Here is a 22,531-nt window from a genome sequence, read left to right as displayed (position 1 = left end):
CATGGCAAAAATGATTTGAATATTTTAAAGGAGTCATCAATGAATCATCCTTCAGAATTAAAGTACGCCAGTACGCACGAATGGGTCAAAATTGAAGGTGATCTGGTCGTTACTGGTATTTCCGACCATGCACAGGATGCTTTAGGGGATTTGGTCTATGTGGAAGCGCCAGAAGTCGGTCAGCAAATCAATGCCGGTGAACAAGCCGGTGTGGTAGAGTCGGTTAAAACAGCTTCTGATATTCATGCACCTGTTTCAGGCGAAGTGGTTGAAGTGAATCCAGATCTTGAAGATGATCCGGACTTTGTCAATGATGACCCGTATGGTAAGGGCTGGATTTATAAAATTAAGCCAAATAATATGGCGGATGTCGAAAAGTTACTTTCAAGCAATGAATATGAAGCAGGCTTATAATCCTGTTTATATCCATAAAAAAATCAGTCGTTATGGCTGATTTTTTTATTTTAAGCCAATAAATGTCAGACACAGAAAGATTATCTCTAAAAATCATAATATGAGATTAACGCCAAACAAAACCAAAATATAAAACCAATAGAGACCTTTTATTATTAATAAATCTATACTTTTCAGCAACAATCATCTAAAATTCGTACAATCTAACGATGTTCTGACTTATCTTCAATCATTATAAAAAAGCATTTTCCTAACTTACAAAAATAATTGCATTGATAAGCCTGATGACTCGTCTACTTCTTACGAATCTAGGTCAATTATGTCTCCTGTAAATACACAACAGTTATGGAATAAGTCCTTTATTTTATGTCTAGCTAATAATCTGTTCTTGTTTGTGTTTTATTTTGCCCAAACCACAATTTTACCTATTTATATTGTAAACGAGTTACATGGAACCCTGGCGCAAGCAGGTTTAGCCATGACGCTATTTATGGCATCCTCAATTGCAGTTCGGCCCTTTAGTGGTTTGATTATCGAGAAAATTGGACGCAAAAAAGCGCTGTATATTTCAGAGACCTTGTTCTGTCTTTTTTCATTTGCCTATATTTTTGCCGATAATTTAACTTTTCTTTTAATCATCCGCCTGTTTCATGGGATCTGGTTTAGTATTTTAACCACGGTTACCGTTCCGATTGCCAATGAATTTATTCCTGCAAACCGTAGAGGTGAAGGCATGGGATATTTTGTCATGTCGGTCAACCTGGGGATTGTGCTGGGCCCTTTAATTGGTCTGAGCTTTATTCAGCAATTTTCTTATCAGACAGTAACCGCAATTTTAGCCGGTATTATCTGTCTGGGTTTTGCATTTTGTTTTCTGATTCCAGTTCAAGAGACTCTAAAAACCCAAGTTGAGACCATTCAGCGTAAATTATCCATTCAGGATTTTGTCGAAAAGAAAGCCGTGCCTGTTTCTATTATGGCCATGATTATCTCTTTTTCTTATGCCAGCATTATGTCGTTCATTGCAACATTTGCCGAATCAAAAAATTTGCTTGCCTATGCCAGTTTATTCTTTGTGGTCTTTGCCATTTCAATGATGAGCTTGCGACCGATTACCGGGAAAATCTATGATCGTAAAGGGCCAAACTATGTGGTTTACCCTGCTATTGCGCTATTTTCCCTTGGACTGATTATTTTAAGTCAGATCAATACCGTGACGGGCTTGATGATTGCTGCGGTATTTGTCGGTATGGGCTTTGGGTCGGCACAGCCATGCTTACAAACCCTTTCCATTCAGCGTTCACCGAAAGCCAGAATTGGACATGCAACCTCAACCTTTTTTACCTGTTATGACATTGGTATTGCGCTAGGTTCAATTTTGCTGGGTGTGCTGATTGCTCATCAGGGTTACAGCTTTGCCTATCTACTCTGTGCATTTATCACGGCATTGAGTCTGGTTTTTTATAAGATATTTGTAGATCGTCCCGCTCAAGCCTAGAAAAAAATAATTCTTTAGAAAAAAATGGGCATTCACCAATATTTGGATCATGCCCATTTATTTACTCAATGAGATAAAAAATCAGACTCTTAGAATCAGGAAGCTTCCTGATCTGCCTTGGTTTCACCTTCGTCTGGCTTGTTTTCCTGCACCATGCTAAAGGATGAGGCTGAACCGGGCACAGATTGATCTTCTCTCGAACTTTTTAATTTGATCTGTAAACGTAATTCATTCATGGAATCCGCATTACGCAAGGCTTCTTCATAACCAATCGCCCCTTCATTGTATAAATCAAATAATGCCTGATCGAAAGTTTGCATGCCCAATTCACGGGATTTCTTCATGATTTCTTTCAGTTCATGAAGCTGACCTTTGAGAATATTATCGCCAATCAGCGGGGTATTGAGCAAAATTTCAATGGCAGCACGACGTCCACGACCATCTTGAGTACGCACCAAACGCTGGGAAATAATCGCTTTCATGTTGGAAGATAAATCCATCAACAACTGATTTTTCCGCTCTTCAGGGAAAAAGTTAATGATCCGGTCTAGCGCCTGATTGGCATTATTGGCATGCAGCGTTCCCAAACATAAATGCCCGGTTTCCGCAAAAGCAATCGCATGTTCCATGGTTTCAGTATCACGGATTTCACCAATCAAAATCACATCGGGTGCTTGGCGTAAGGTATTTTTCAAGGCATTGTGCCATGAGTGACTGTCTACACCGACTTCACGATGAGTAATCATAGATTTCTTATGTTTATGTACATATTCAACCGGATCTTCAACCGTAATAATATGCCCGGCTGAATTTTCATTACGATGATCAATCATGGCAGCTAAAGATGTCGATTTACCCGAACCTGTTGCACCCACCACGAGCACTAGTCCCCGCTTTGCCATCATCACCTCTTTGAGGGATTCAGGGAGCTTTAACTTGGAAAAATTTGGAATTTCAGCGGTAATGGTACGAATCACCATACCCACTTGTAGCTGCTGTTGGAACACATTAATACGAAAGCGCGAAACGTTGGGAACGCTAATGGCAAAGTTACATTCAAGTTCTTTTTCAAATTCCTGCCGCTGTGTTTCATTCATTAAGCTATGGGCAAAAAGTTTAGTTTTATCTGCTGTCAATACTTGTTGACCAATGGGTTTCATCAGACCTTGATGTTTAATGCTAGGCGGAAAATCCGCTGAAATAAATAAGTCCGAGCCACCATATTCCACCACTTTGGTCAGCATATGAAATATTATTTTGCGCGCTTCTTCCACTAATTCGGCACTATACATATTTTTCCCCGTTTAAAATTATTTCCACTACCCAGTAACAAATACAGTAAATTGTATTTATTAAACAATTATTTAGTACTTGGCAGTATTTTTTATTATTGTGCCTAAGGAAACCATATGACTCAAATTTGTTAATCCCACTTAGTTAAAACAATTTATAAAAAATGTATAGAGCATCAATAAATTATTGTTTTAAATTTAAACAGATAACACAAATGTGCTTATGCGCAATGATGCAGCCCAGATCAACAGGGCTGCATCATTAAATAATCGTGCTTTTTGAAATATTAAGCACTACGCTTTAATTGAGCAACGCGTAGAGAATTGGTAACCTCCAGTAAAATTTGTTGTGTTTTATCCCAACCTAAACAACCATCTGTTATAGATTGACCATAGGTCATTTCACAAGAAATCTTTTGCTGACCATCGACCAGATGGCTTTCTAACATCACGCCACGAACATGGGTTTGTGTGCGTTCATCCACAATGGTACGCAAAACTTCGGGTTGTAATAATGGGTTTTTGTGGCTGTTACCATGGCTACAGTCAATCACTAAAGCCGGCAATTCATCCTTGGCTTTTTCTTTAATTTTCTCAATTTCAGCCAATGCGTAGTTAGGCCCCGAATTTGCACCGCGTAAAATCAAATGTGCTTTGCGATTGCCCTTAGATTCTAAAATACATGGTAAGCCTGACTGACTCATGCCTAAAAATTGATGTGGATGTGTAGCCGATTGAATAGCATCAAGTGCAATTTGAATAGAGCCATCTGTGCCATTTTTGAACCCAATGCTGTACGGCATATGGCTTGAAATTTCACGGTGAATTTGCGATTCACTGGTACGTGCACCAATTGCGCCCCAAGTCAGTAAATCATCGAAATATGCAGTCGCCATCGGGCTTAAAATTTCCGAGGCAATGGGCAACCCCATTTCTATAATTTGTAAATATAACTCGCGTGATTTTTCTAAGCCCAATTGCATATTTGATGAACCATCTAAATTTGGGTCATACAGAAAACCTTTCCAGCCAATGGTGGTACGTGGTTTTTCGATATATGCTCGCATCACCAGAAAAATTTGATCAGCGACTTGGCATTGTAATTGTTTTAATTTTTCAGCATATTCAAGTGCAGAGATAGGATCGTGAATTGAACATGGACCTGTTATCACCATCAAACGATGATCTTTGCCATCTAAAATGTTTTGAATGGTTTGACGCTGCTCGGCAATTTGTTGAGCTAATTTTGCTGATAAAGGCAATTGTGCCTTCAATTGATGAGGCAAACTTAAAATGGTTTCGTTTACAGTCGTTTGCATTTGTTGTAAAGCATTATTTAAAGCATTCATTGGTCTTTCCTGAGGACTTTTTTCAGTCCAATCTTTTATTTGAGCGTTATGGGTCTAATGGATTGCGAGGCAAAAGTCATTACTTGACTAAAATAAAACCAATAAGAGTTGCTAAAATATGAGTAATTTAATGTTTTCATGAAGTAACTCCAAAAATGTATAAAAAATAAAGTATAAAAAAACCTGATCAGGGTTGCCGATCAGGTTATAAAACTTGGTGGGCAACCATTTCTTGCCCGAACGCGTTCAGGCAACTATCTAAATTGCCAAAAATAATAACGTACGTTTGAGATGACTGGTTGCTTTAACATCTTTATTTCTTCAAAAAAGTATGTGTCTTAAAATTAAAATACGCTGTATTCATACATTTGACAAGCGTTTTATACAAAATAAAAATACATAAATCAGTCAACTTTTACTTATATATTGTTTAAAAAATATTAGAAGATTGAGCTTTATACTTTTATATGTAGACGAGAACGCCTTATAACAGATTGATGCCTTAATCATTTAGCTTCAATTATGTACCAAGGTTAATTTTGATTTAATAATTTTCATCTCTTCTCTCAAAACGAATGATTTAAAATATTAATAAATAAAATAAAATTAGTTTTTGTTTTCGCAGGTTGATGTTTAAAAAATCTCAGTTACAAAAAAACAATTACGGATATCTGGATGGAATTACTGGGTTTTGAATATTCTGGTCTGTATGGCGAAACTCAGCGCGATTAGTCTTTATATTCATTACTGGTGGCCGGGAATTCCGACTTAGGTTTCTGCACTGGGATTCTTTATTTTCATCAATATGATTAATCTTTTACACGTTAAATTATTTGGTGAAATGGAGTTTTGGCTCGCCATTATTAAAGTACTGGCCATGATTGCTTTTAGCAGTTATTTACTCGCAACTGGAAGTGGTGACATACAATCGAGTCTGCAAAATTTATGGGAATTAGGCGGCTTCTTCCTGAATGGTGTTATGGGATTGGTCATGGCAATGGTGATGATTATATTTGCTTTTGGTAACATTGAATTGGTCGGCATTGCCGCTACAGAAACGGATAATCCGCAAAAAACCTCACCTAAAGCCATCAACCAGATTGTGTATCGGGTCCTGTTATTTTATATATTAAGTCTGGTGATTATTTTGTCGCTTTATCCATGGAATCAAATGGAGTCCTTTTGTGCTGATCTTTGACTTGCTAGGCAGTCAAACCGTCGCGACGGTTTTAAGCTTTAAAAAGCGTTTAGCCTGATGATTGCAGCAATTGTGATTAACTTGGTGATCATTTTATATACGCATCTGAAATTTAAGAAACATAAGATCGCGATAAATGCATCGACGCAATTTCCAAGTATTGCCTATCCTTTTACAAATTATATCTACATTATCTTTATGTGCGGCATTTTTCTGATTATGAGCCAAACTCCAGATATGCGCAGTGCTGTGATGACGATTCCTATCTGGATTAGCTTTCTGTCGATTGCCTATTATTTTAAAAATAAAAAAATAACCGACCCTCAATTGGCATTAAAAGATAAAATGCGATTTGTTCAGAAGGCTTGATTTGTTTACTACATATAACGAAGGATGTATTCATGTTTCAACATGTTGATACTTATGCAGGAGATCCGATTCTTTCTCTGATGGAAGAGTTTGGAAAAGACCAACGCTCTCATAAAGTTAATCTAAGTATTGGCTTGTACTACAATGAAGACAATATTGTTCCTCAACTCAATGCCGTTAAAGCGGCTTATAAAAATATTGAAGCGAGCAATGATCAGGTCAAGCTCTATTTACCGATGGATGGTTTGAAGTCTTATAACCAAGCCACTCAAGCTCTCGTTTTGGGACAAGAAAGCCAGGCATGTCGTGATGGACGTGCTGTGACCATTCAAACTTTGGGCGGTTCAGGTGCACTAAAAGTCGGTGCAGATTTTCTTAAAAAATATTTTCCTGAATCTGATGTTTGGGTCAGCCAACCGACTTGGGAAAATCACATTGCTATCTTTAATGGTGCTGGTATTCACACGCATTTCTATCCTTATTTTGATGCAGCAACCAATGGCGTCAATGTGCTCGCGATGCTTGAAAAATTGAGCCAGCTACCGGCAAAAAGTATTGTGCTATTACACCCTTGTTGCCATAACCCGACAGGTGCCGATTTAACAACGGCTGAATGGGATCAAGTGATTGAAGTCTTGCAAAAACAGGATCTGATTCCATTTTTAGACATTGCTTATCAAGGATTTGGTCAAGGTTTAGAACAAGATACCTATGCCATTCGTGCCTTAGACGAGGTAGGAATGAATTTTATTGTCAGCAATTCATTTTCTAAAATTTTCTCGCTCTATGGAGAGCGTATCGGTGGCTTAACATTTGTATGTGATGATCAAGCCACTGCTCAAAAAGTATTGGGTCAATTAAAAGCCACTGTACGCCGTATTTACTCAAGCCCGGCAACGACTGGAGCCTTGTTGGTGGATAATGTGCTGAATGATGCTGATTTGACTGCACAATGGCAAGCTGAACTGACTGAAATGCGCGAACGTATTATTAAAATGCGTCAAATGTTGAATGAAAAATTAAGCCAAGCTCTACCTGAACGTGACTTTAGTTATCTGGTCAAACAGCAAGGTATGTTTAGCTATACCGGTTTAACGGCTGAACAGGTTGATATCTTAAAAGATCAATACGCTATCTATCTCGTTCGTAGTGGTCGTATGTGTGCTGCGGGCTTAAATTTAAGCAATATTGATTATGTCGCGGAGTCTATTGCAGAAGTCATTAAAGCAACTGCTTAAACACGCTGATATAAAAAACGGGCGATATGCCCGTTTTTTTATTTTGCAGAAGATTAATCTTTAAAATGTACCACTGTACGAATTGATTTACCTTCGTGCATAAGGTCAAAGGCTTCGTTAATTTTGTCTAGACCCATGGTATGCGTGACAAAAGGTTCAAGTTGAATCTCACCTTTCATTGCATCTTCAACCATGCCTGGAAGTTGTGAACGGCCTTTCACACCACCAAATGCTGTACCCATCCATTTACGACCGGTTACCAATTGGAATGGACGGGTCGAAATTTCCTGACCTGCACCCGCTACCCCAATAATTATAGATTGCCCCCAGCCACGGTGGGCACATTCAAGCGCAGAACGCATGATATTGACATTACCAATACATTCAAATGAATGATCTACACCCCACCCAGTCATTTCAACAATCACTTCCTGAATCGGTTTGTCATAATCTTTTGGATTTAAGAAATCTGTCGCACCGAATTCTTCAGCAAGTTTAAATTTTTCTGGATTGGTATCGACCACTATAATACGGCCTGCTTTGGCTTGGCGAGCCCCTTGCACAACAGCAAGACCAATACCGCCCAAACCAAATACGGCAACCGAGTCGCCTGGCTGAACTTTTGCCGTGTTATGTACCGCACCAATACCTGTGGTTACGCCGCACCCCAATAAACATACATGTTCAGGGTTTGCATCCGGGTTAATTTTCGCCAAAGAGACTTCAGCAACCACGGTATATTCACTAAAAGTTGAACAGCCCATGTAATGGTAAATCGGCTGACCATTATAAGAAAAACGGGTTGTGCCATCTGGCATTAGACCTTTTCCTTGCGTCGCACGTACCGCTACACAAAGATTGGTTTTACCCGATTTACAGAATAAACATTCACCGCATTCAGCAGTATAAAGAGGAATTACGTGATCGCCCGGTTGAACACTGGTCACGCCCTCTCCAACTTCTACAACAATACCGGCACCTTCATGACCCAATACCGCCGGAAAAACACCTTCCGGATCATCACCCGATAAAGTAAAGGCATCGGTATGACATACACCGGTATGGGTTATTTTGACCAGGACTTCACCTGCTTTTGGTGGAGCAACATCCAGTTCAACAATTTGAAGAGGTTGACCAGGACCAAATGCGACTGCAGCACGTGATTTCATGAAATACCATCCTTTATTTGATTCTTTAACAGATGAGCTACAGTAACCGCTTTTTATTGTCCGATTCAACCTTTAACATGATGATAATATGTACGTATAACTTTATGACTTCATAATAATTATGCAAATCAGACACTCTACTCAAGCTGTCTTACTTTCATTTGCAGTCATCACCTTGACAGGATGTAGTTTGTCGATGAATGAATCAAAAAAGCAATCTCCTATTCAAGTTCATGCTGAGCACTGGTTAAACGGTTCCAATACCCATACACAAAGGGCTCAAGGCCTAACAGCTTATTTAACTCTGGATGATGCCTTTATCAGCATTGCCTCAAGACTTTATCTAATTAATACAGCGCAATACAATCTCGATTTACAGTATTACATCTGGGAAGACGATTCTATTGGACACCTGATGCTAGCAGAGCTGTTAAAAGCCGCAGATCGTGGAGTCAAGGTTCGGTTACTCATTGATGACCAGAACGGAACCAAACTGGATTTCACCTTAAAACATCTGGCAAAACATCCAAATTTTGAAATCAGGCTCTTTAATCCTTATAGATTTAGAAAGCTACGTGTAATGGATTACGTATTCCGCTTCAAGACCATTAACCATCGTATGCATAACAAGCTGATTATTGCAGATGGCGCGATAGCGGTCACGGGGGGACGCAACATCAGCCGTGAATACTTTGATGCTGGCGAAAATTTTCAGTTTAGCGATCTGGATATTTTGTTCTATGGAAATGTAGTCGATCAGGCCAATCAAGTCTTTCAGGACTTCTGGAATGATGATTTAAGCTATTCAGTTCCGCAACTGCTGGGCAATGCCACTCAAGACCAACTTGCCAAATTGCGCAAATATTACGAACTGACGGCTTTACAAAAAGATCAGCTAAAAAGGCGGATTGAATTGGCCGAAAAACAAATCAATCAACACTTGAAAGACCGTTCCATCAATTGGGCTAAAGCACATTTTGTTGCAGACTCGCCGGATAAAGTTCGTGGAAAGGCATCAGGTGATCAACTGATGTATCATCAGATGTCACTGATTATGGGTGAACCGAAACACCATCTTGAACTGGTTTCTGCCTATTTTGTGCCGACCCGTCCAGGTACAGATTATTTAGCCCAACTGGTGAAAAATAATGTTCAAGTTCGAGTGCTGACTAATTCGTTTATGGCCAATGACGTCCCTCTCGTGCATGCATTTTATAAAAAATATCGTCATGATTTATTGCAAAGCGGGGTCAAACTGTATGAGTTTAAGCCCTATATTGAGCGCAATAAGCGTACATGGTATGAAGTGGTAACAGGCAATGTAATTCCTGCCAAAAATAAAAATGCTTCCCGCTTGCATGCCAAGTTTTTTGATAGTGACGGCATGGTATTTATTGGTTCGTTTAACTTCGACCCGCGTTCAGCCAATTTAAATACTGAATTAGGATTGGTGATTGAATCCCCGATCCTTCAAAACCAAATTTCAACATCACTTAATCAATACTTACCGCAAATTGCTTATCAGCTAAAGCTTAATCCACAAGGGGAAGTAATCTGGCTCGATCATCAGAAAGATGGATCTATCATTGAATATATCCATGACCCTGAAAGCACAAAATTCCAAAGATTTGCCATGAAAGTAGTGTCTTATTTCCCGATTGAATGGATGATGTAATGACAACTGAATGACATTCAAAATACATAAAGCTTTTATTGACATAGTTATCTTAATTTTTATAAATCATGCATGGGCTTTTAATCTGGACTTTATCGAGCGATTGTTTTCCATCGACTAGGGCTTGGCACTTCTTTAATTAAAATGATGAGGACTAATAAGATATTAGATGCTATTTATACATATTTTAGATGAGTAACCACAATGCTTTTACTCATTTCCTGATTTGCTTTAATATTCCCTTTTCGAGTTTTTAATTCCCTCTCTCCCGATCGTGACCCTCTGCAATGCAATTTTTTGATTTAAGTCGTCAATTTAATTTAAGTGATATTTTAATACCCTACCAAACACTAAATGAACTTGAACATCAAGAATGGTTTTTAACCAAAGTTCGTGTGGAATATGACTGCTCGACTGACGCTGAAATTCTTGAAGGTCAAGCTGTTTTGAAATCCAGTGAAAATGTTCAACTGGAACTAGAATGGCTAATTCAGGATACCGGTACGGAATTACAAGTTTTATTTAAAGGTATTGAAACTACAGTCCATGAAGAAACCTTGCTTTTGGTGAAAGGTGCTCAAATTGTAGGTGATGATCAAAAGAAAATTTCTGCTCAGGCTTTAAGTCTATGGATTGATGGCACATTGTTACCCATGCTGCCCGATATTCGCCGTGAAATTAAATCCCGTTTAAATCTTTGGGATTATGTGGAATATGACGGATAGATTTTGGTGTTATTCAAACCGATTCAAAACCTTTCATTTAAATCGGCTTCGGTAAGCTTTGCAAAGTATCAAAAGCTTCTGATCAAGATACTTAACTTTCCAATGAAGTATTATTACGGATGACCAGTCAGATAGATATAATTGTATTCCAATTACTTTCATCCTATTGAATACTATTAAAAAATAATAAGAAGAAAAATAACAGGGAATAAGCAAGAATGGCAGCATATTCGTAAAGTAGTGAATGATGCTCAAAAAGCTGCCATGCACTGCTCTATTGCCACTGTTGATAACCAGTTACAACCCGCGATCACCCCTATAGGTACTGTATTTCTTAAAGAAGACCAACCCGGATTTTTCTTTGATGCCTATGCAGAATCTTTTAAAGAAAATTTGCCAAAGAATAACAAAGCCTGTATTCAAGCGATTAATAGCAGTCGGTTATTTTGGTTAAAATCTCTACTATTGAAAGGTGAATTCAGTGATTATCCTGGTGTGCGGCTCTAGGTGGAAATTGGCGAGCTACGTCCTGCCAGTCATGAAGAGTTAACTCAAATTGCACAGCGTATTCAAAGCCTGAAATGGACCAAAGGCAGTAAACTCATTTGATCTAATTTTACCCATGTACGGGATTTTAGCGTGCAGACTTTTCGATGGGTGAAATATCCTAAAATGATGCCTTTTAATAAATAGACTTACTCATAGTAAGCCTATTTCTTTAAATAACTGAGCATATGCTTCAGCTTTCTTTTCCACCGCTAAAGGATAAGCTCTTGAAGATGAAGGCATGCGATATAAAGTGAGGTCACGTTCAGCAAAATGTACTTTTGAAGGCTGTCCAATTTGCGGTTTTTTAGTATGTTCTGGCATAGAAAGCATGAGTGTATCTGTCGCTTTATCACCTGTGGTCATAATGCTGTGACATTCTGGAATCTGTTGTAGCAGCTTGGCTAAATCAGTTGGTTTGGAAATTTGCAGGAACTTATCCGAAGCATTGCCTTTTAAGCGAACGATTTGATACGCCGTATCAAAAATCGCGATACCTTTTTCAGTTAAAAAATCCCGGATTAGTTGTTCCCTGAAATTCTTGTTGGCGATATCTAAAAAGTATTCTTTATCTTTAAAAAAGACTAAACCAAAAATCTTCCACATATCATTTTGATAGTTTGGATAGTAAAACTCCATTTTCCAACGGCTTTTAGGGGGTGGGAAACTGCCCATCATGAGCAATTTGGCATTTTCTGGTAAAAAGGGTTTAAGTGGATGAGTTTCAATTTCCAGTTCGGTGGTCATAACAGCCCATTGATCAGCTTTTAGCTTAATTTAGAACATTTGACGGATTTTATCTGCCATTTGTTGTCCCCAAAGTGTATAAATTTCCTTGCTGGGATGAAAACCATCTTCTGCCATTTCTAAATTAAGAACTTTAAATTGTTCTAGATCGTACTCAATCCATTGCATGTTAATTTGTCCTTGAACAAATTTATCAAGCACTTCATTCATGGCTTTGGCATATTGCCCAAATAACCATGCTAATGGATTAGGTAAAGCGGGAAACATATTCATAGGCGGCACACCAGAAGCAATAATCAATTCAGGTGTGAATTTCTGATTAATTTCTGCATAAAGTTGCTGTTGTTTTTTAATCCAGTTTTTAGGTGGGGTCAGTTTGGTAATGTCATTTACCCCTACCGAGGTAATAACCACATCAAAATGTCGAGCCGACATCCTTTTGGTGGTTTTAATTAATTGTCCAGTGGCATATCCTGTTTTTGCTTCCAGCATATAACTGATTTGGTATTGATCTTTCAACTGGCTCAACACAGCGCCCAATAAAGCATCTTCTTGAATTCCGACTCCCACACCTGCTGCTGCCGAATCGCCTAAAATTAAAATAGACAGTACTTTTCCTTTTCCGGCCGTTCCCTGACGGTTTCCTTCTGGTTCTGGCAAGCGTAAGGTATTTTTTTTGACTGCATTGCCTTGAATAATCAGGGAGGGAATAAGGGCGATGGTTGAAATTTTTAAAAACATAAATACGTCATAAATAAGCAAAGAGCGAAAAGCATCCTGATTAATATACGATTTTAGCTTGATAAAATCATTAATTGAATGGGCATATTGTTATACCCATTGCTGAACATTGCTAAAATTTTGGATATTTTATTTATTGGTGCAGGGAAAATCTCCCATTCAAGCTATTTTCAGGTCCTGGCAGAATAACAATAACCGTTCCCAGGTGCTTAGACAGATAAAGCAGAAGGTTTATCCAGTACATATCTTCTTTCAATTTTTTTAAGAAATCAGTTTTATCTGAGTAGATTAAAAAAAACCGCTTTTCAGTAAGTTAATAAGAATTTATTTATAAAAAAGTCAAATAACAATATTTCCTGGAATAAAATGCCTACTTTATATACGCGATTCATATTAAAGTAATCCATAGAATTTAAATACCATACTTGCATAATTTTATTATTGACTTAGCCAAGAGTAATCGAAATGGACTATTGGAATAGTGTTTTATTCATATCAATAATTGCAATCGTTGGCCTTAGCATTATTACCTTAATTGTCGGCTGTAAAATCTGGAAAAATCTTTTTGTTACGCTTATTATTTCAACAATTATCAGCTTTCTTATTTTATGTGCTATTAGCTTTTTATGGAGACAGGGCGTTTACATTCCTTGGAGCAAAAATAATCTTTGGAATGAAATATTGACTATGGAAATGGGACTCATGAGTTTTGTCATAGGTGGAGTGAGCACCTTTATTATCATGTTAGGTATTCTGATTTCTAAAAATAACAGTTAATTAAATAACAGTGAATCGCTTCCCTATTAGCGATTTTAAAACTGTTTTTTAAATTTTTTCATATTTGCTCAATATAAATCAGCACTTTGTACATCTATTATTTTTTATTATTATAATTTTTTAAAATATTATTCAAAAATCAAAACAATAAAAGCTCATTACTGAGCCCTTATTTTATTAAATTGAGTATTTAACGGTTAACTTAGCTTATTTAGCCACTTTAAAGGCAATACTTTCATCGCCAAGCCCAAGGGTAACCATGGCCATTGGGGTACATATGCTTTTACTGGCTCTTTCTCAATCACTTGGGCAAGTAAATGTGAACCAGTTTTTTCATCCACTTCAAAAGGCAGTTTTTTCGCACCTTCATTCAGTTCAGTGCGGATATAGCCTGGGAAAATGGTGCTGATTTTAATGGGGGTATTAATCAGTTCGGCACGAATACCTTCAGCCAAATGTGCAACTGCTGCTTTACTTGCTGCATATGCAGTTAAATGTTTTGGCATACCGCGCATTGCACTCATGGATGAAATCATGACCAGATGACCTGAATTTTGCGCACGGAAAATTTCAACCGCGGCTTCACATTGCGCTAAAGCAGAAATAAAGTTTGTTTCTACCGTAGTACGGTTAACTGCAAAATTCCCCTTACCAATACGACGGCCCTCTCCAACCCCTGCATTTACGATCACACGGTCAATCATGCCAAATTCCGCCTGAAATGCTTTAAATACCTCAAAAACTTGATCGTAATTGGTGACGTCCAAAGTTTTTGCAATCACCTTAATGCCATATTTGCTTTCCAGTTCTTGTTTTAAGATCTCAAGGCGTTCCAGACGACGTGCGCAAATCGCAAGGTTATAGCCCTTTTGTGCGAATTCACGTGCCATGCCTGCCCCAATTCCCGAACTTGCCCCAGTAATTAATATCGTTCTTGCCATGATCTATGCCCTCCCTTTTTTCTAATATTAAATCCATGTGAGTAATTGAGGATCTACAGCTTTAATAAAATGATGTTCATTTAAACTCAGTAATTGCGGTTCATTTCCAACCAAACGTAATGTGGTGATACTGGTATTGGTAATCGCCCAGTTCAATGCAAAAGTACGATTCACATTTAATTCAAGCAATTTTCCTGCAGCCACTGAAATTACACCACCCGAGGTGAACACCACAGCATAACGAGATTTGGTTTTTGCCAGTTCATCACTTAAATTTTGTAGGGCTGTTTCTACACGATTTTTAAAATTTGGCCAAGATTCGTCATATTCATGGTGATAGTTGCCATCCGTCCAGCGTTCAATGGCACCTTCAAAAATTTTGGCTAAATATGCACGTGGATTGGCTTCATTTTCGACATCCTGTTTTAGCAAATGTGGCTCATTAAAGCGCGGTTCATAATGGGCAAAAACCTGTTGATGGTTGAATTCATTCCATGCGCTGTCGATCCGAATCTCAGCTTCTGGAAAGCATTCAGCCAAAGCCAGATTGGCTGTTTGTTGATGGCGCTGCATCGAACCTGCAATAACATAAGGTTCTTCTTTCAAAATTTGGTTGAAATACTGACCCAACAATTTTGCCTGTAATTCCCCATTCGGTGAAAGCTTGTCATAACTTTCTGCCCCAAAAGACGCCTGTCCGTGACGAATCAGATAAATCGTAGTCATTTTACTTTTCCTAAAATTTCCTGAAATTTTGCTTTATATTTTTGTGCAATGTCATTGGCCTCGAGCTTTTGTTCACCAATCAATTTTAATGCACGAATATGTAAGGCATGAATCACGATCCAAAAATCCTTAAATGCAGGATTATTGGTTTGTTTATGGTGATAACGGTAATAAATTTGCTGGGCGATCACGGCTAGACGGAAAATGCCAAACACTTCATAAAAGGTCCAGTTTTCAGGTTGCAAACCCGTTTTTTCTAAATAGTAATCGACCACTTCTTTACGGCTAAACATGCCCTTTAAATGGGTGGGCTGACGACGTGTCGCTTTAAAAATCTGGGGATCCGTCTCTTCAACCCAGTATGCCAAAGCCGAACCCAAATCCATCAGCGGATCGCCCAAGGTTGCCATTTCCCAGTCCAGCACACCAATGACTTGAGTTGGGTTATGCGGATCTAAAATTAGATTATCAAAACGCCAGTCGTTATGAATGATACAGATGGTCGAATCAGCAGGAATATTGTCTTTGAGCCAGTTACGTACATATTTAAATGAAGGTACATTTAAGGTTTTGGCTCTTTCATACCGTGCATCCCAACCCTCCACCTGACGACGACAGTATCCGTCTCCTTTCCCCAGTTTCTCCAGCTCTGTCCCTTGATAAGGTACTTGATGTAACTCAATCAGTTTATCAATAACATTGATACACAGTTCGTGAACTTGGACTTCATTAAAATGCAGTTCTTTGGGCAAATTGGCACGAGGAATAATACCCTCAATCCGCTGCATCACATAAAAATCACAGCCAATGATCGATTCATCCTGACACAGTGCCACCATTTCAGGCAAGACAGGATAGAACGGTGCCAGATTTTTTTGCACATTGTATTCACGTGCCATGTCATGGGCAGATTTGGCTTTGGTACCTTTAGGTGGACGACGCAAAATTAAATCGGCGTTGTCATATTTCAAACGGTAAGTCCAGTTAGATGCCCCACCTGAATATTGGGTGACAGCGACTTGCCCTTGCAGATCAATACCTTGTTGTTTAAGCCAATTTTCTACCGCGACAACGTCCAGTTCTTCACCTTCACGGACATTTCCACTGACATCAATCACCGACATGATTATTTCCCTAAATCATCAATAATTTAAACAGACTTCTTACTCTACTCATTTATACCTTTTTCATTTTCCATTGATAGGAAAATTTGCATAAAGTTGTAAGAACTCTAATCTACGCTATATTTTAAATCTTATTTACGACGTGAACCGTAACCACGTTTTGCCAGTTCAAGTTTGGCAATTATGCCTTTATGCACTTCATCGGGACCATCGGCCAAACGAAGGCTACGCGCTTGGGCAAAGAAACCCGTTAATGGCGTATCTCGTGAAACTCCTGCACCGCCGTGAATCTGGATTGCCATATCAACCACTTTTTCCAGTACCCTGGGCGCAACCAATTTAATCGCAGAAATTTCAGTCAAAGCCGCCATATTGCCTAAAGTATCCATTTTATAGGCAGCATACAAAGTTAAAAGGCGGGCTTGATCTATGCCAACCCGTGCTTCGGCAACACGTTCCAGGTTACCACCCAGTTTTAAAATTTCTTTACCAAATGCAGTTCGGCTCATACCACGGTCAATCATCAACTCTAACGATTTTTCTGCTGCCCCAATACAACGCATGCAGTGATGAATACGTCCCGGCCCCAAACGACCTTGAGCAATTTCGAAACCTTGCCCCGCACCACCAATAAAATTGGCAACTGGAACACGGACATTATTAAAACTGATTTCGCCGTGACCATGCGGTGCATCGTAATCACCAAACACCGGTAACATTCGTTCAATTTTCACGCCTACCGTATCAATGGGTACTAAAACCATGGAGTGTTGATGGTGACGGTCTTTATTTTCATCTGGCGTGTGTGCCATAAAAATAATGATTTTTGCATTAGGATCGCCTAAACCAGACGACCACCATTTACGCCCATTCAAGACAATTTCATCACCGTCAATGACCGCCGTCGCCTGCATATTGGTTGCATCACTAGAAGCCACATCTGGTTCAGTCATACAAAATACAGAACGGATTTTGCCTGCGAGTAAAGGACTTAACCACTGTTGTTTTTGCGCATCAGAACCATAACGCCATAATACTTCCATGTTGCCGCTGTCAGGTGCATTACAGTTGAATAAAGTGGGTGCAATTAGACTGCGCCCTGTCAGTTCGGCAATATGTGCATATTCCTGCACCGAAAGCCCTTGTCCTAATACAGGATCAGGTAGGAACATGTTCCAAAGCCCTGCTGCTTTGGCTTTACCTTTAAGCACTTCAATTTGTGCTGGCCATTGCCATGTTGTCCAGTCACCCCCTTGATTCAGCGCATGAACATCATTCCAAAACTGTGTTTCAATCGGTTCAATTTCATTTTTTATAAAGGTTTTGGTTCGTTCTACAAAATCTTGTGCACGTGTTGATAATTCAAACATGGCAACTTCCCTCTCAATATTGTCATTACTGCTCTTTACAACACCTTAGCTTGAAAACTACTATGAACAAAATGATTTAATTCAATACAACACTATGAACAGTATTCATAATAAAAGTCCGATAGGTAGTAGCGTTGATCTGGCAATTTTCCACCGTATCGATATTAATTTATATCCACTTTGTATTGCGATTTATGAGCAAAGAAGTATTTCAAAAGCTGCGCAAATTTTATGTATTAGCCAATCCGCAGCCAGTCATGCCCTACAACGTTTAAGACAACATTTGCAGGATGATTTATTTGTCCGTACAGGCAGCAAAATGCTTCCCACGCCCTTCGCTGAGCAAATTTATCCTGAAATTAAAAATGCCTTGATTGCAATTCAAGCTATTTCAATCCAAAAACAAAATTTTGACCCAAGCATGGTACAGAGCTTAAAAATTGCAGTGCATGATGAAATTGAACCGATTATCTTTCCTAAACTGGTGGAACATTTTCATCAACTTAATTTAACGATTCAATTTTCCAGTATTAAGCTAGACCGTAAAAATATCGTTAGCGATCTTGCCACTCAGCAAATTGATTTTGTGATTGATCTAGAACAAAACTTTGGGGAAAAAATTCAATTTGAAAAACTGGTGCAAGACCAGTTTGTAGTGTGTACTCAACAGCAGAGCATGACCAAAGATATTTATCTGGCCTCGCCACATATTGGTGTTTCATCACGACGTACCGGAGTTTTGGTTGAAGATATTTACTTGAACCGAAAGCAGTTTTCTCGTCAGATTTTTTTACGTTGTCAGCATTATTCAACCGCCCTGCAAATTTTAACTCAGCAGCCTCAAGCCATTCTCACCATTCCTAGAAATATATTGGTTCATTTACAACTGGCACAAGATCTGAATATTTTTGATGTTCCTGTGGAACTGCCGAATATTGATTTGGGGATGTATTGGCATAAGGATTTGCAATTAAATTTACGTCATAGTTTTTTGCGAAGCGAAATTTCTAAAATTTTTGCTTAGGCTATTTTATTCAGGATAATTTATTTAGCTTAGGCTATTCATCCAATCGTATACAGTTTTTGGGCTTATAAAAATGCTTAGGCTATTCCTGACACTACAAAATGAAACACTGACTGTTTAGCTTTTAAGCCGTACAGAATCTGGCTTTCACCTACAATGATGCATCTCCTAGCTGTGTTTCTATACGGCTCATTTTTAAGGATTTGGATCATAATTTTGTTGCATCTCTCTACGACCTGGCAAATTGTGCTGGGACTACTCGCCCTCTGTTTTTCCTATTATTTACTGCATAAAATCACTGTTTATCTGAAGGATTTATTTCGTCCTTTCAAGAAAGGCAAAAAATACTGGTGTCGTGTGAGTGCAGTAAGCGACGGTGATACCCTTACCTGCTACCGTTTCAATATAAGACGTTCTGAAACCAAATTACGTTTTGCTTATGTGGATGCACCTGAATCTAGCCAAAGCTATGGCAAGGAATCTCAGCGCCTCGTCCAAGGTATGGTAAAAAATAAAATGGTTCGTGTGAAAATTACCGATATTGACCGTTATGGACGCTGTGTCGGTGTGGTATATCGCTATCGTAAGAATATTAATGACGAGATTGTTAAACGTGGTGCTGCATGGGTATATGAAGAATATATTAAGGATAAAACCCATTTGCGCTATATGTTGGAGTTGCAAAATAAAGCCAAAAAACAGAAAAAGGGTTTATGGAAAAGTTCACGTCCGGTACGCCCCAGTGTTTATCGTAAACAGGGCAAATAATATAAGATAAAGCTAAATATTAAGAGGGATGCATTTAAAGTCAATTTTTAAATGCGCTTAAATTTTTAGAATAAATACTTATATCCAACGCCCCAATTCATTTTGTATGAGCTGGCGTAATTGTTTCATACACAGTTTAATTTCAGTATCGTTGAGCGAACTAAACCCCAGTACGAACCCATATTCTGGATCATATTCATAAAACTGGCTTAGATAAGTTATTTTAATATTATTGAGTTTTGCACCCTTTATCAGAGCCTGTTCAAATGTAGGGGGAATCGCGGACTTGAAATAACATGCGACCTGCATACTCGGATGATGCTGTTTCATAAAACAGAATTCAGATAAATACTGCTCAAAACACGTCATAAACATTTGATAACATTTTAAATAGAGTTGTTGCATCTGTCTTAAATATTCAGCGTAATGGCCACGTTGCATAAAATTTCCAAGCAATACTTGAGAATACTGAGATGGCGCACTGCCATCAATATAATTACGATAGCGCTTAAAAGGCTCAATTAATGCTTTAAGTAAAATCAGATAAGACAGTCTTAAACTCGGTAAAATATATTTACTGAAAGAGCCCAGATAAATTGTTCGTTGGTAAGGATCTAAACCTAAAACGGGGGTATTTGGGGTTTTGTTCAGTAACAGCACATCGTAATCATCTTCCACAATATAACTGTTATTTTTCTCTGCATATTCAATAATTTGCTTTTTTCGTCTTGGGATCATTTGAATGCCACTCGGATACTGACTGGCTGGCGTGACGTAAATTGCTTTTGCATCCTGAATGTCGGCACAAGCCTGTATTTTTAAACCTTCATGATCCAGGCCAATACATTTTAAATCCAGACTCATATGTTTAAAAAGTTGATACGCATTCGAATAATATAGATTTTCCATGATAATTTTATCATTTGGATTAAATAATACCCGCCCACACAAATATAAAGCTTGCTGTGTGCTATTCACAATAAGTACTTGCTCTGAAGATATTTGGGTATTACGGTTTAAATTAATATGTTGTGCAATTTGCTGACACAATAAATCATCACCCGCTACATTATCTTTTAAAAAAATATTTAAACCATTTTGACTCAGCGCATTTTTTTCAGTTTCATACCATTTTTTAAACGGAAAATTACGAATTTCAGGCATGCCATCGGTAAAAAAATTCAGGTTTTGATCAAAGAACAGATTCTCTAATTGCTCGGTATTTTCCGGAAGTCGGTATTCCACCGTCTCAGAGGCTAGCAGCTCTATTTTTAGAAATGCTTTAATAAAAGTGCCTTTCCCTTTGGTTCGTTCGAATATCCCTTCTTGTTCTAATTGGCCATACACCTTTTCTACCGTGTCACGAGATATACCTAAATGTTCGGATAAAAACCGTGTGGACGGACATTTAAAATCAGACTGTAGATTTAATTGGGGCAAAATTGCTTTAATAGCTAAATATATTTTGGTTCTTAATTTACTTTCATTATTTTGTGCAAGATTCTGACTTAATAATTGGATAAATTCATTCTGTTTCATTTCGCAACCGGTATACATCCAGCTGACATATATTTTCCCACAATTTAAAGTTCTTTATCGCAACAAGGTATTATCTTCTAAAAATCCTAGTTTCTTTAGCGAATTATTTACTTCTGTACTCGGACTACTTCAGCCAGTTTCTTCTGATGTTAATGGATTACTAGCTCATTGATTACTGCTAAAAAGAAAAACCCAGAAACATGCAGCCTGATTCCTACAACTAGATAGGAGAAAGTTTTTTACTTCCTGCCTGAGCCTTTCTCGATTCCAATTCAAGCTTGTTTTTAAAGATGGTTTCGGTAAATTCACCAAAGACAGATAATTTTTCAAAGAGATGTTCGCTGTACATTAAGTCATCAATCAAATGTTCTGCATCATTTAATTTTATATGAAACTGGCAGCTGACTAGAACTGCATTTTCTTGTGCAATGCTTTGACAGACTTGTGCCAATTCAGCTGTCTTTCTTTTCCACAAGAATTTTTTAAAATCAATTTTTGACAAAGCAAACTGTTTTTGATCCGGTAAAACTTCATCTATGTGAACTTGGAATACAGTTTCTAATTTTTGTTTGGTAGACGGATTCAGTCCACTTTGCCCAATCATCGTCAGATGCTGACTAGCAGGATCGAGCAAGGCTTTAGCTAAAGCATACATTTTAAATTCAGCCGCATTAAATTCTGGAGAAACCAAATCCAGACATAGATTCATTTCAGTAACTGATTGCTGGTTTTTTAATTCTAAAGCATCGAGTCGGAAATAATGGGCATAGACCTACTCTACAATATTTTGTCTGGGTGCGACATAAATTGTCTCTTGATTCAAGACTGCGTGAATAAAAGGCGTGAATAAATAGCTTAGGCTATTTTCTAAAGTCGAGCTTTGAATAATGTAAGTATAGGTGGATTGCTGTGCAGATCGAAGCGCCAAACTGTGCTGAAGAATATCATCAAATTCATCAATCGATTTAATTCCCAGTCGTTGCAAAATTTTTGTAGAATCAATTTGATTAACTTCAAAAAAATTTAAAATAAAATGGAAGCTCGGGCTTCGCAGCATGATCGCCTCGAACAATAAGCGCTATAAAATGAATAAGCATAATATAGAGCTTAAACTGCAATGAAGTGGTCTGCCCTAAAAAAACAAAGTGGTCTGTTTTTCAGACCACTTGTTAAGGAATTTTCTTTGGTGGTTAAATATATGCCAACTGGATTAGGAATCGAAATGCTCCAGCCACCAAGGCTAAAGCAAAAAATCCACCTAACCACAAAGCAATAAACCACAAGGTTTGTGAGAGTTTCAT

At 38.2% G+C, this 22,531-nt stretch carries 21 protein-coding genes and 2 pseudogenes; 10 read left to right on the top strand and 13 right to left on the bottom strand.

The features are described 5' to 3' along the window. The first annotated feature begins 39 nt into the window (after positions 1-39). Positions 40-414 carry a glycine cleavage system protein GcvH gene (gene gcvH, locus ACKI4H_RS15060; RefSeq protein WP_407307149.1) on the top strand — a complete coding sequence of 125 codons (375 nt, stop codon included), beginning with the start codon at positions 40-42 and terminating at the stop codon, positions 412-414. A 319-nt stretch (positions 415-733) separates the two neighbouring features. Next, positions 734-1,912, top strand: coding sequence for an MFS transporter (locus ACKI4H_RS15055; RefSeq protein WP_407307146.1), 1,179 nt, complete (start codon positions 734-736; stop codon positions 1,910-1,912). A gap of 95 nt (positions 1,913-2,007) precedes the next feature. Here the strand turns inward: ACKI4H_RS15055 and ACKI4H_RS15050 are convergent, their stop codons facing one another. Then, positions 2,008-3,204 (bottom strand): PilT/PilU family type 4a pilus ATPase, encoded by a 1,197-nt coding sequence (locus tag ACKI4H_RS15050; protein WP_407307144.1) that lies wholly within the window; start codon positions 3,202-3,204, stop codon positions 2,008-2,010. A 287-nt stretch (positions 3,205-3,491) separates the two neighbouring features. Further along, positions 3,492-4,553 (bottom strand): 3-deoxy-7-phosphoheptulonate synthase, encoded by a 1,062-nt coding sequence (locus ACKI4H_RS15045; protein WP_407307142.1) that lies wholly within the window; start codon positions 4,551-4,553, stop codon positions 3,492-3,494. Positions 4,554-5,220: 667 nt separating this feature from the next. Between ACKI4H_RS15045 and ACKI4H_RS15040 the strand changes: the two are divergent. Together ACKI4H_RS15040 and ACKI4H_RS15035 are read left to right on the top strand one after the other, a co-directional pair. Then, a pseudogene (locus ACKI4H_RS15040) lies at positions 5,221-6,120 on the top strand (aromatic amino acid transporter AroP); the annotation flags it as partial. 32 nt (positions 6,121-6,152) lie between these two features. Continuing rightward, a complete protein-coding gene (locus tag ACKI4H_RS15035) occupies positions 6,153-7,358 on the top strand; it encodes an aromatic amino acid transaminase (RefSeq protein WP_407307140.1) in 1,206 nt (401 codons plus the stop codon). Between the two features lie 53 nt (positions 7,359-7,411). Here the strand turns inward: ACKI4H_RS15035 and ACKI4H_RS15030 are convergent, their stop codons facing one another. Next, positions 7,412-8,527: an S-(hydroxymethyl)glutathione dehydrogenase/class III alcohol dehydrogenase gene (locus ACKI4H_RS15030; protein ID WP_407307138.1), complete on the bottom strand. Its 1,116-nt coding sequence runs from the start codon at positions 8,525-8,527 to the stop codon at positions 7,412-7,414. A gap of 121 nt (positions 8,528-8,648) precedes the next feature. On the opposite strand from ACKI4H_RS15030, the gene ACKI4H_RS15025 reads away from it, so the two are divergent. The 3 genes and pseudogenes from ACKI4H_RS15025 to ACKI4H_RS15015 all read left to right on the top strand — a co-directional run bounded on the left by ACKI4H_RS15025 (position 8,649) and on the right by ACKI4H_RS15015 (position 11,620). Then, positions 8,649-10,202 (top strand): phospholipase D family protein, encoded by a 1,554-nt coding sequence (locus ACKI4H_RS15025; RefSeq protein ID WP_407307136.1) that lies wholly within the window; start codon positions 8,649-8,651, stop codon positions 10,200-10,202. Positions 10,203-10,489: 287 nt separating this feature from the next. Beyond that, complete coding sequence (locus tag ACKI4H_RS15020; RefSeq protein ID WP_407307134.1) at positions 10,490-10,927, top strand: hypothetical protein; 438 nt, start codon at positions 10,490-10,492, stop codon at positions 10,925-10,927. 264 nt (positions 10,928-11,191) lie between these two features. After that, positions 11,192-11,620: pseudogene (locus tag ACKI4H_RS15015) on the top strand (pyridoxamine 5'-phosphate oxidase family protein). Between the two features lie 6 nt (positions 11,621-11,626). Here ACKI4H_RS15015 and ACKI4H_RS15010 read toward each other — a convergent pair. Further along, positions 11,627-12,220, bottom strand: a complete 594-nt coding sequence (locus tag ACKI4H_RS15010; RefSeq protein ID WP_407307132.1) for a uracil-DNA glycosylase family protein — start codon at positions 12,218-12,220, stop codon at positions 11,627-11,629. 30 nt (positions 12,221-12,250) lie between these two features. After that, on the bottom strand, positions 12,251-12,961 hold the full coding sequence (locus tag ACKI4H_RS15005) for an SGNH/GDSL hydrolase family protein (RefSeq protein ID WP_407307130.1): 711 nt from the start codon (positions 12,959-12,961) through the stop codon (positions 12,251-12,253). Positions 12,962-13,426: 465 nt separating this feature from the next. Here ACKI4H_RS15005 and ACKI4H_RS15000 point away from each other — a divergent pair, with 465 nt between their 5' ends. Next, positions 13,427-13,738: a hypothetical protein gene (locus tag ACKI4H_RS15000; protein WP_407307128.1), complete on the top strand. Its 312-nt coding sequence runs from the start codon at positions 13,427-13,429 to the stop codon at positions 13,736-13,738. A gap of 197 nt (positions 13,739-13,935) precedes the next feature. Here ACKI4H_RS15000 and ACKI4H_RS14995 read toward each other — a convergent pair whose 3' ends face one another. From ACKI4H_RS14995 to ACKI4H_RS14980, 4 genes are all read right to left on the bottom strand, one after another. Then, positions 13,936-14,679, bottom strand: a complete 744-nt coding sequence (locus ACKI4H_RS14995; RefSeq protein WP_407307126.1) for an SDR family oxidoreductase — start codon at positions 14,677-14,679, stop codon at positions 13,936-13,938. Between the two features lie 27 nt (positions 14,680-14,706). Then, a complete protein-coding gene (locus tag ACKI4H_RS14990; protein WP_407307124.1) occupies positions 14,707-15,405 on the bottom strand; it encodes a histidine phosphatase family protein in 699 nt (232 codons plus the stop codon). After that, the gene (locus tag ACKI4H_RS14985; RefSeq protein WP_407307122.1) at positions 15,402-16,529 is read right to left on the bottom strand and encodes a phosphotransferase family protein; all 1,128 of its coding nucleotides are present in this window, start codon (positions 16,527-16,529) and stop codon (positions 15,402-15,404) included. Before ACKI4H_RS14985 ends, ACKI4H_RS14990 begins: the two co-directional genes overlap by 4 nt. Positions 16,530-16,660: 131 nt before the next feature. After that, positions 16,661-17,899 carry an acyl-CoA dehydrogenase family protein gene (locus ACKI4H_RS14980; RefSeq protein ID WP_407307120.1) on the bottom strand — a complete coding sequence of 413 codons (1,239 nt, stop codon included), beginning with the start codon at positions 17,897-17,899 and terminating at the stop codon, positions 16,661-16,663. A 94-nt stretch (positions 17,900-17,993) separates the two neighbouring features. Here ACKI4H_RS14980 and ACKI4H_RS14975 point away from each other — a divergent pair, with 94 nt between their 5' ends. Beyond that, the gene (locus ACKI4H_RS14975) at positions 17,994-18,923 is read left to right on the top strand and encodes a LysR family transcriptional regulator (RefSeq protein ID WP_407307118.1); all 930 of its coding nucleotides are present in this window, start codon (positions 17,994-17,996) and stop codon (positions 18,921-18,923) included. A 156-nt stretch (positions 18,924-19,079) separates the two neighbouring features. Continuing rightward, positions 19,080-19,691 (top strand): thermonuclease family protein, encoded by a 612-nt coding sequence (locus tag ACKI4H_RS14970; RefSeq protein ID WP_407307116.1) that lies wholly within the window; start codon positions 19,080-19,082, stop codon positions 19,689-19,691. A 78-nt stretch (positions 19,692-19,769) separates the two neighbouring features. Here ACKI4H_RS14970 and ACKI4H_RS14965 read toward each other — a convergent pair whose 3' ends face one another. From ACKI4H_RS14965 to ACKI4H_RS14950, 4 genes are all read right to left on the bottom strand, one after another. Beyond that, positions 19,770-21,230 (bottom strand): PLP-dependent aminotransferase family protein, encoded by a 1,461-nt coding sequence (locus ACKI4H_RS14965; protein WP_407307114.1) that lies wholly within the window; start codon positions 21,228-21,230, stop codon positions 19,770-19,772. Between the two features lie 220 nt (positions 21,231-21,450). Then, complete coding sequence (locus ACKI4H_RS14960) at positions 21,451-21,921, bottom strand: hypothetical protein (RefSeq protein WP_407307112.1); 471 nt, start codon at positions 21,919-21,921, stop codon at positions 21,451-21,453. 81 nt (positions 21,922-22,002) lie between these two features. Beyond that, positions 22,003-22,287 (bottom strand): hypothetical protein, encoded by a 285-nt coding sequence (locus ACKI4H_RS14955; RefSeq protein ID WP_407307110.1) that lies wholly within the window; start codon positions 22,285-22,287, stop codon positions 22,003-22,005. 133 nt (positions 22,288-22,420) lie between these two features. Next, complete coding sequence (locus ACKI4H_RS14950) at positions 22,421-22,531, bottom strand: DUF2474 domain-containing protein (RefSeq protein ID WP_407307108.1); 111 nt, start codon at positions 22,529-22,531, stop codon at positions 22,421-22,423.

It is taken from the genome of Acinetobacter sp. (assembly GCF_045628685.1).
GTDB lineage: Bacteria > Pseudomonadota > Gammaproteobacteria > Pseudomonadales > Moraxellaceae > Acinetobacter.
Note: the sequence above shows the minus strand (reverse complement) of the source record. Positions and strands in the feature narration are given on the sequence as shown.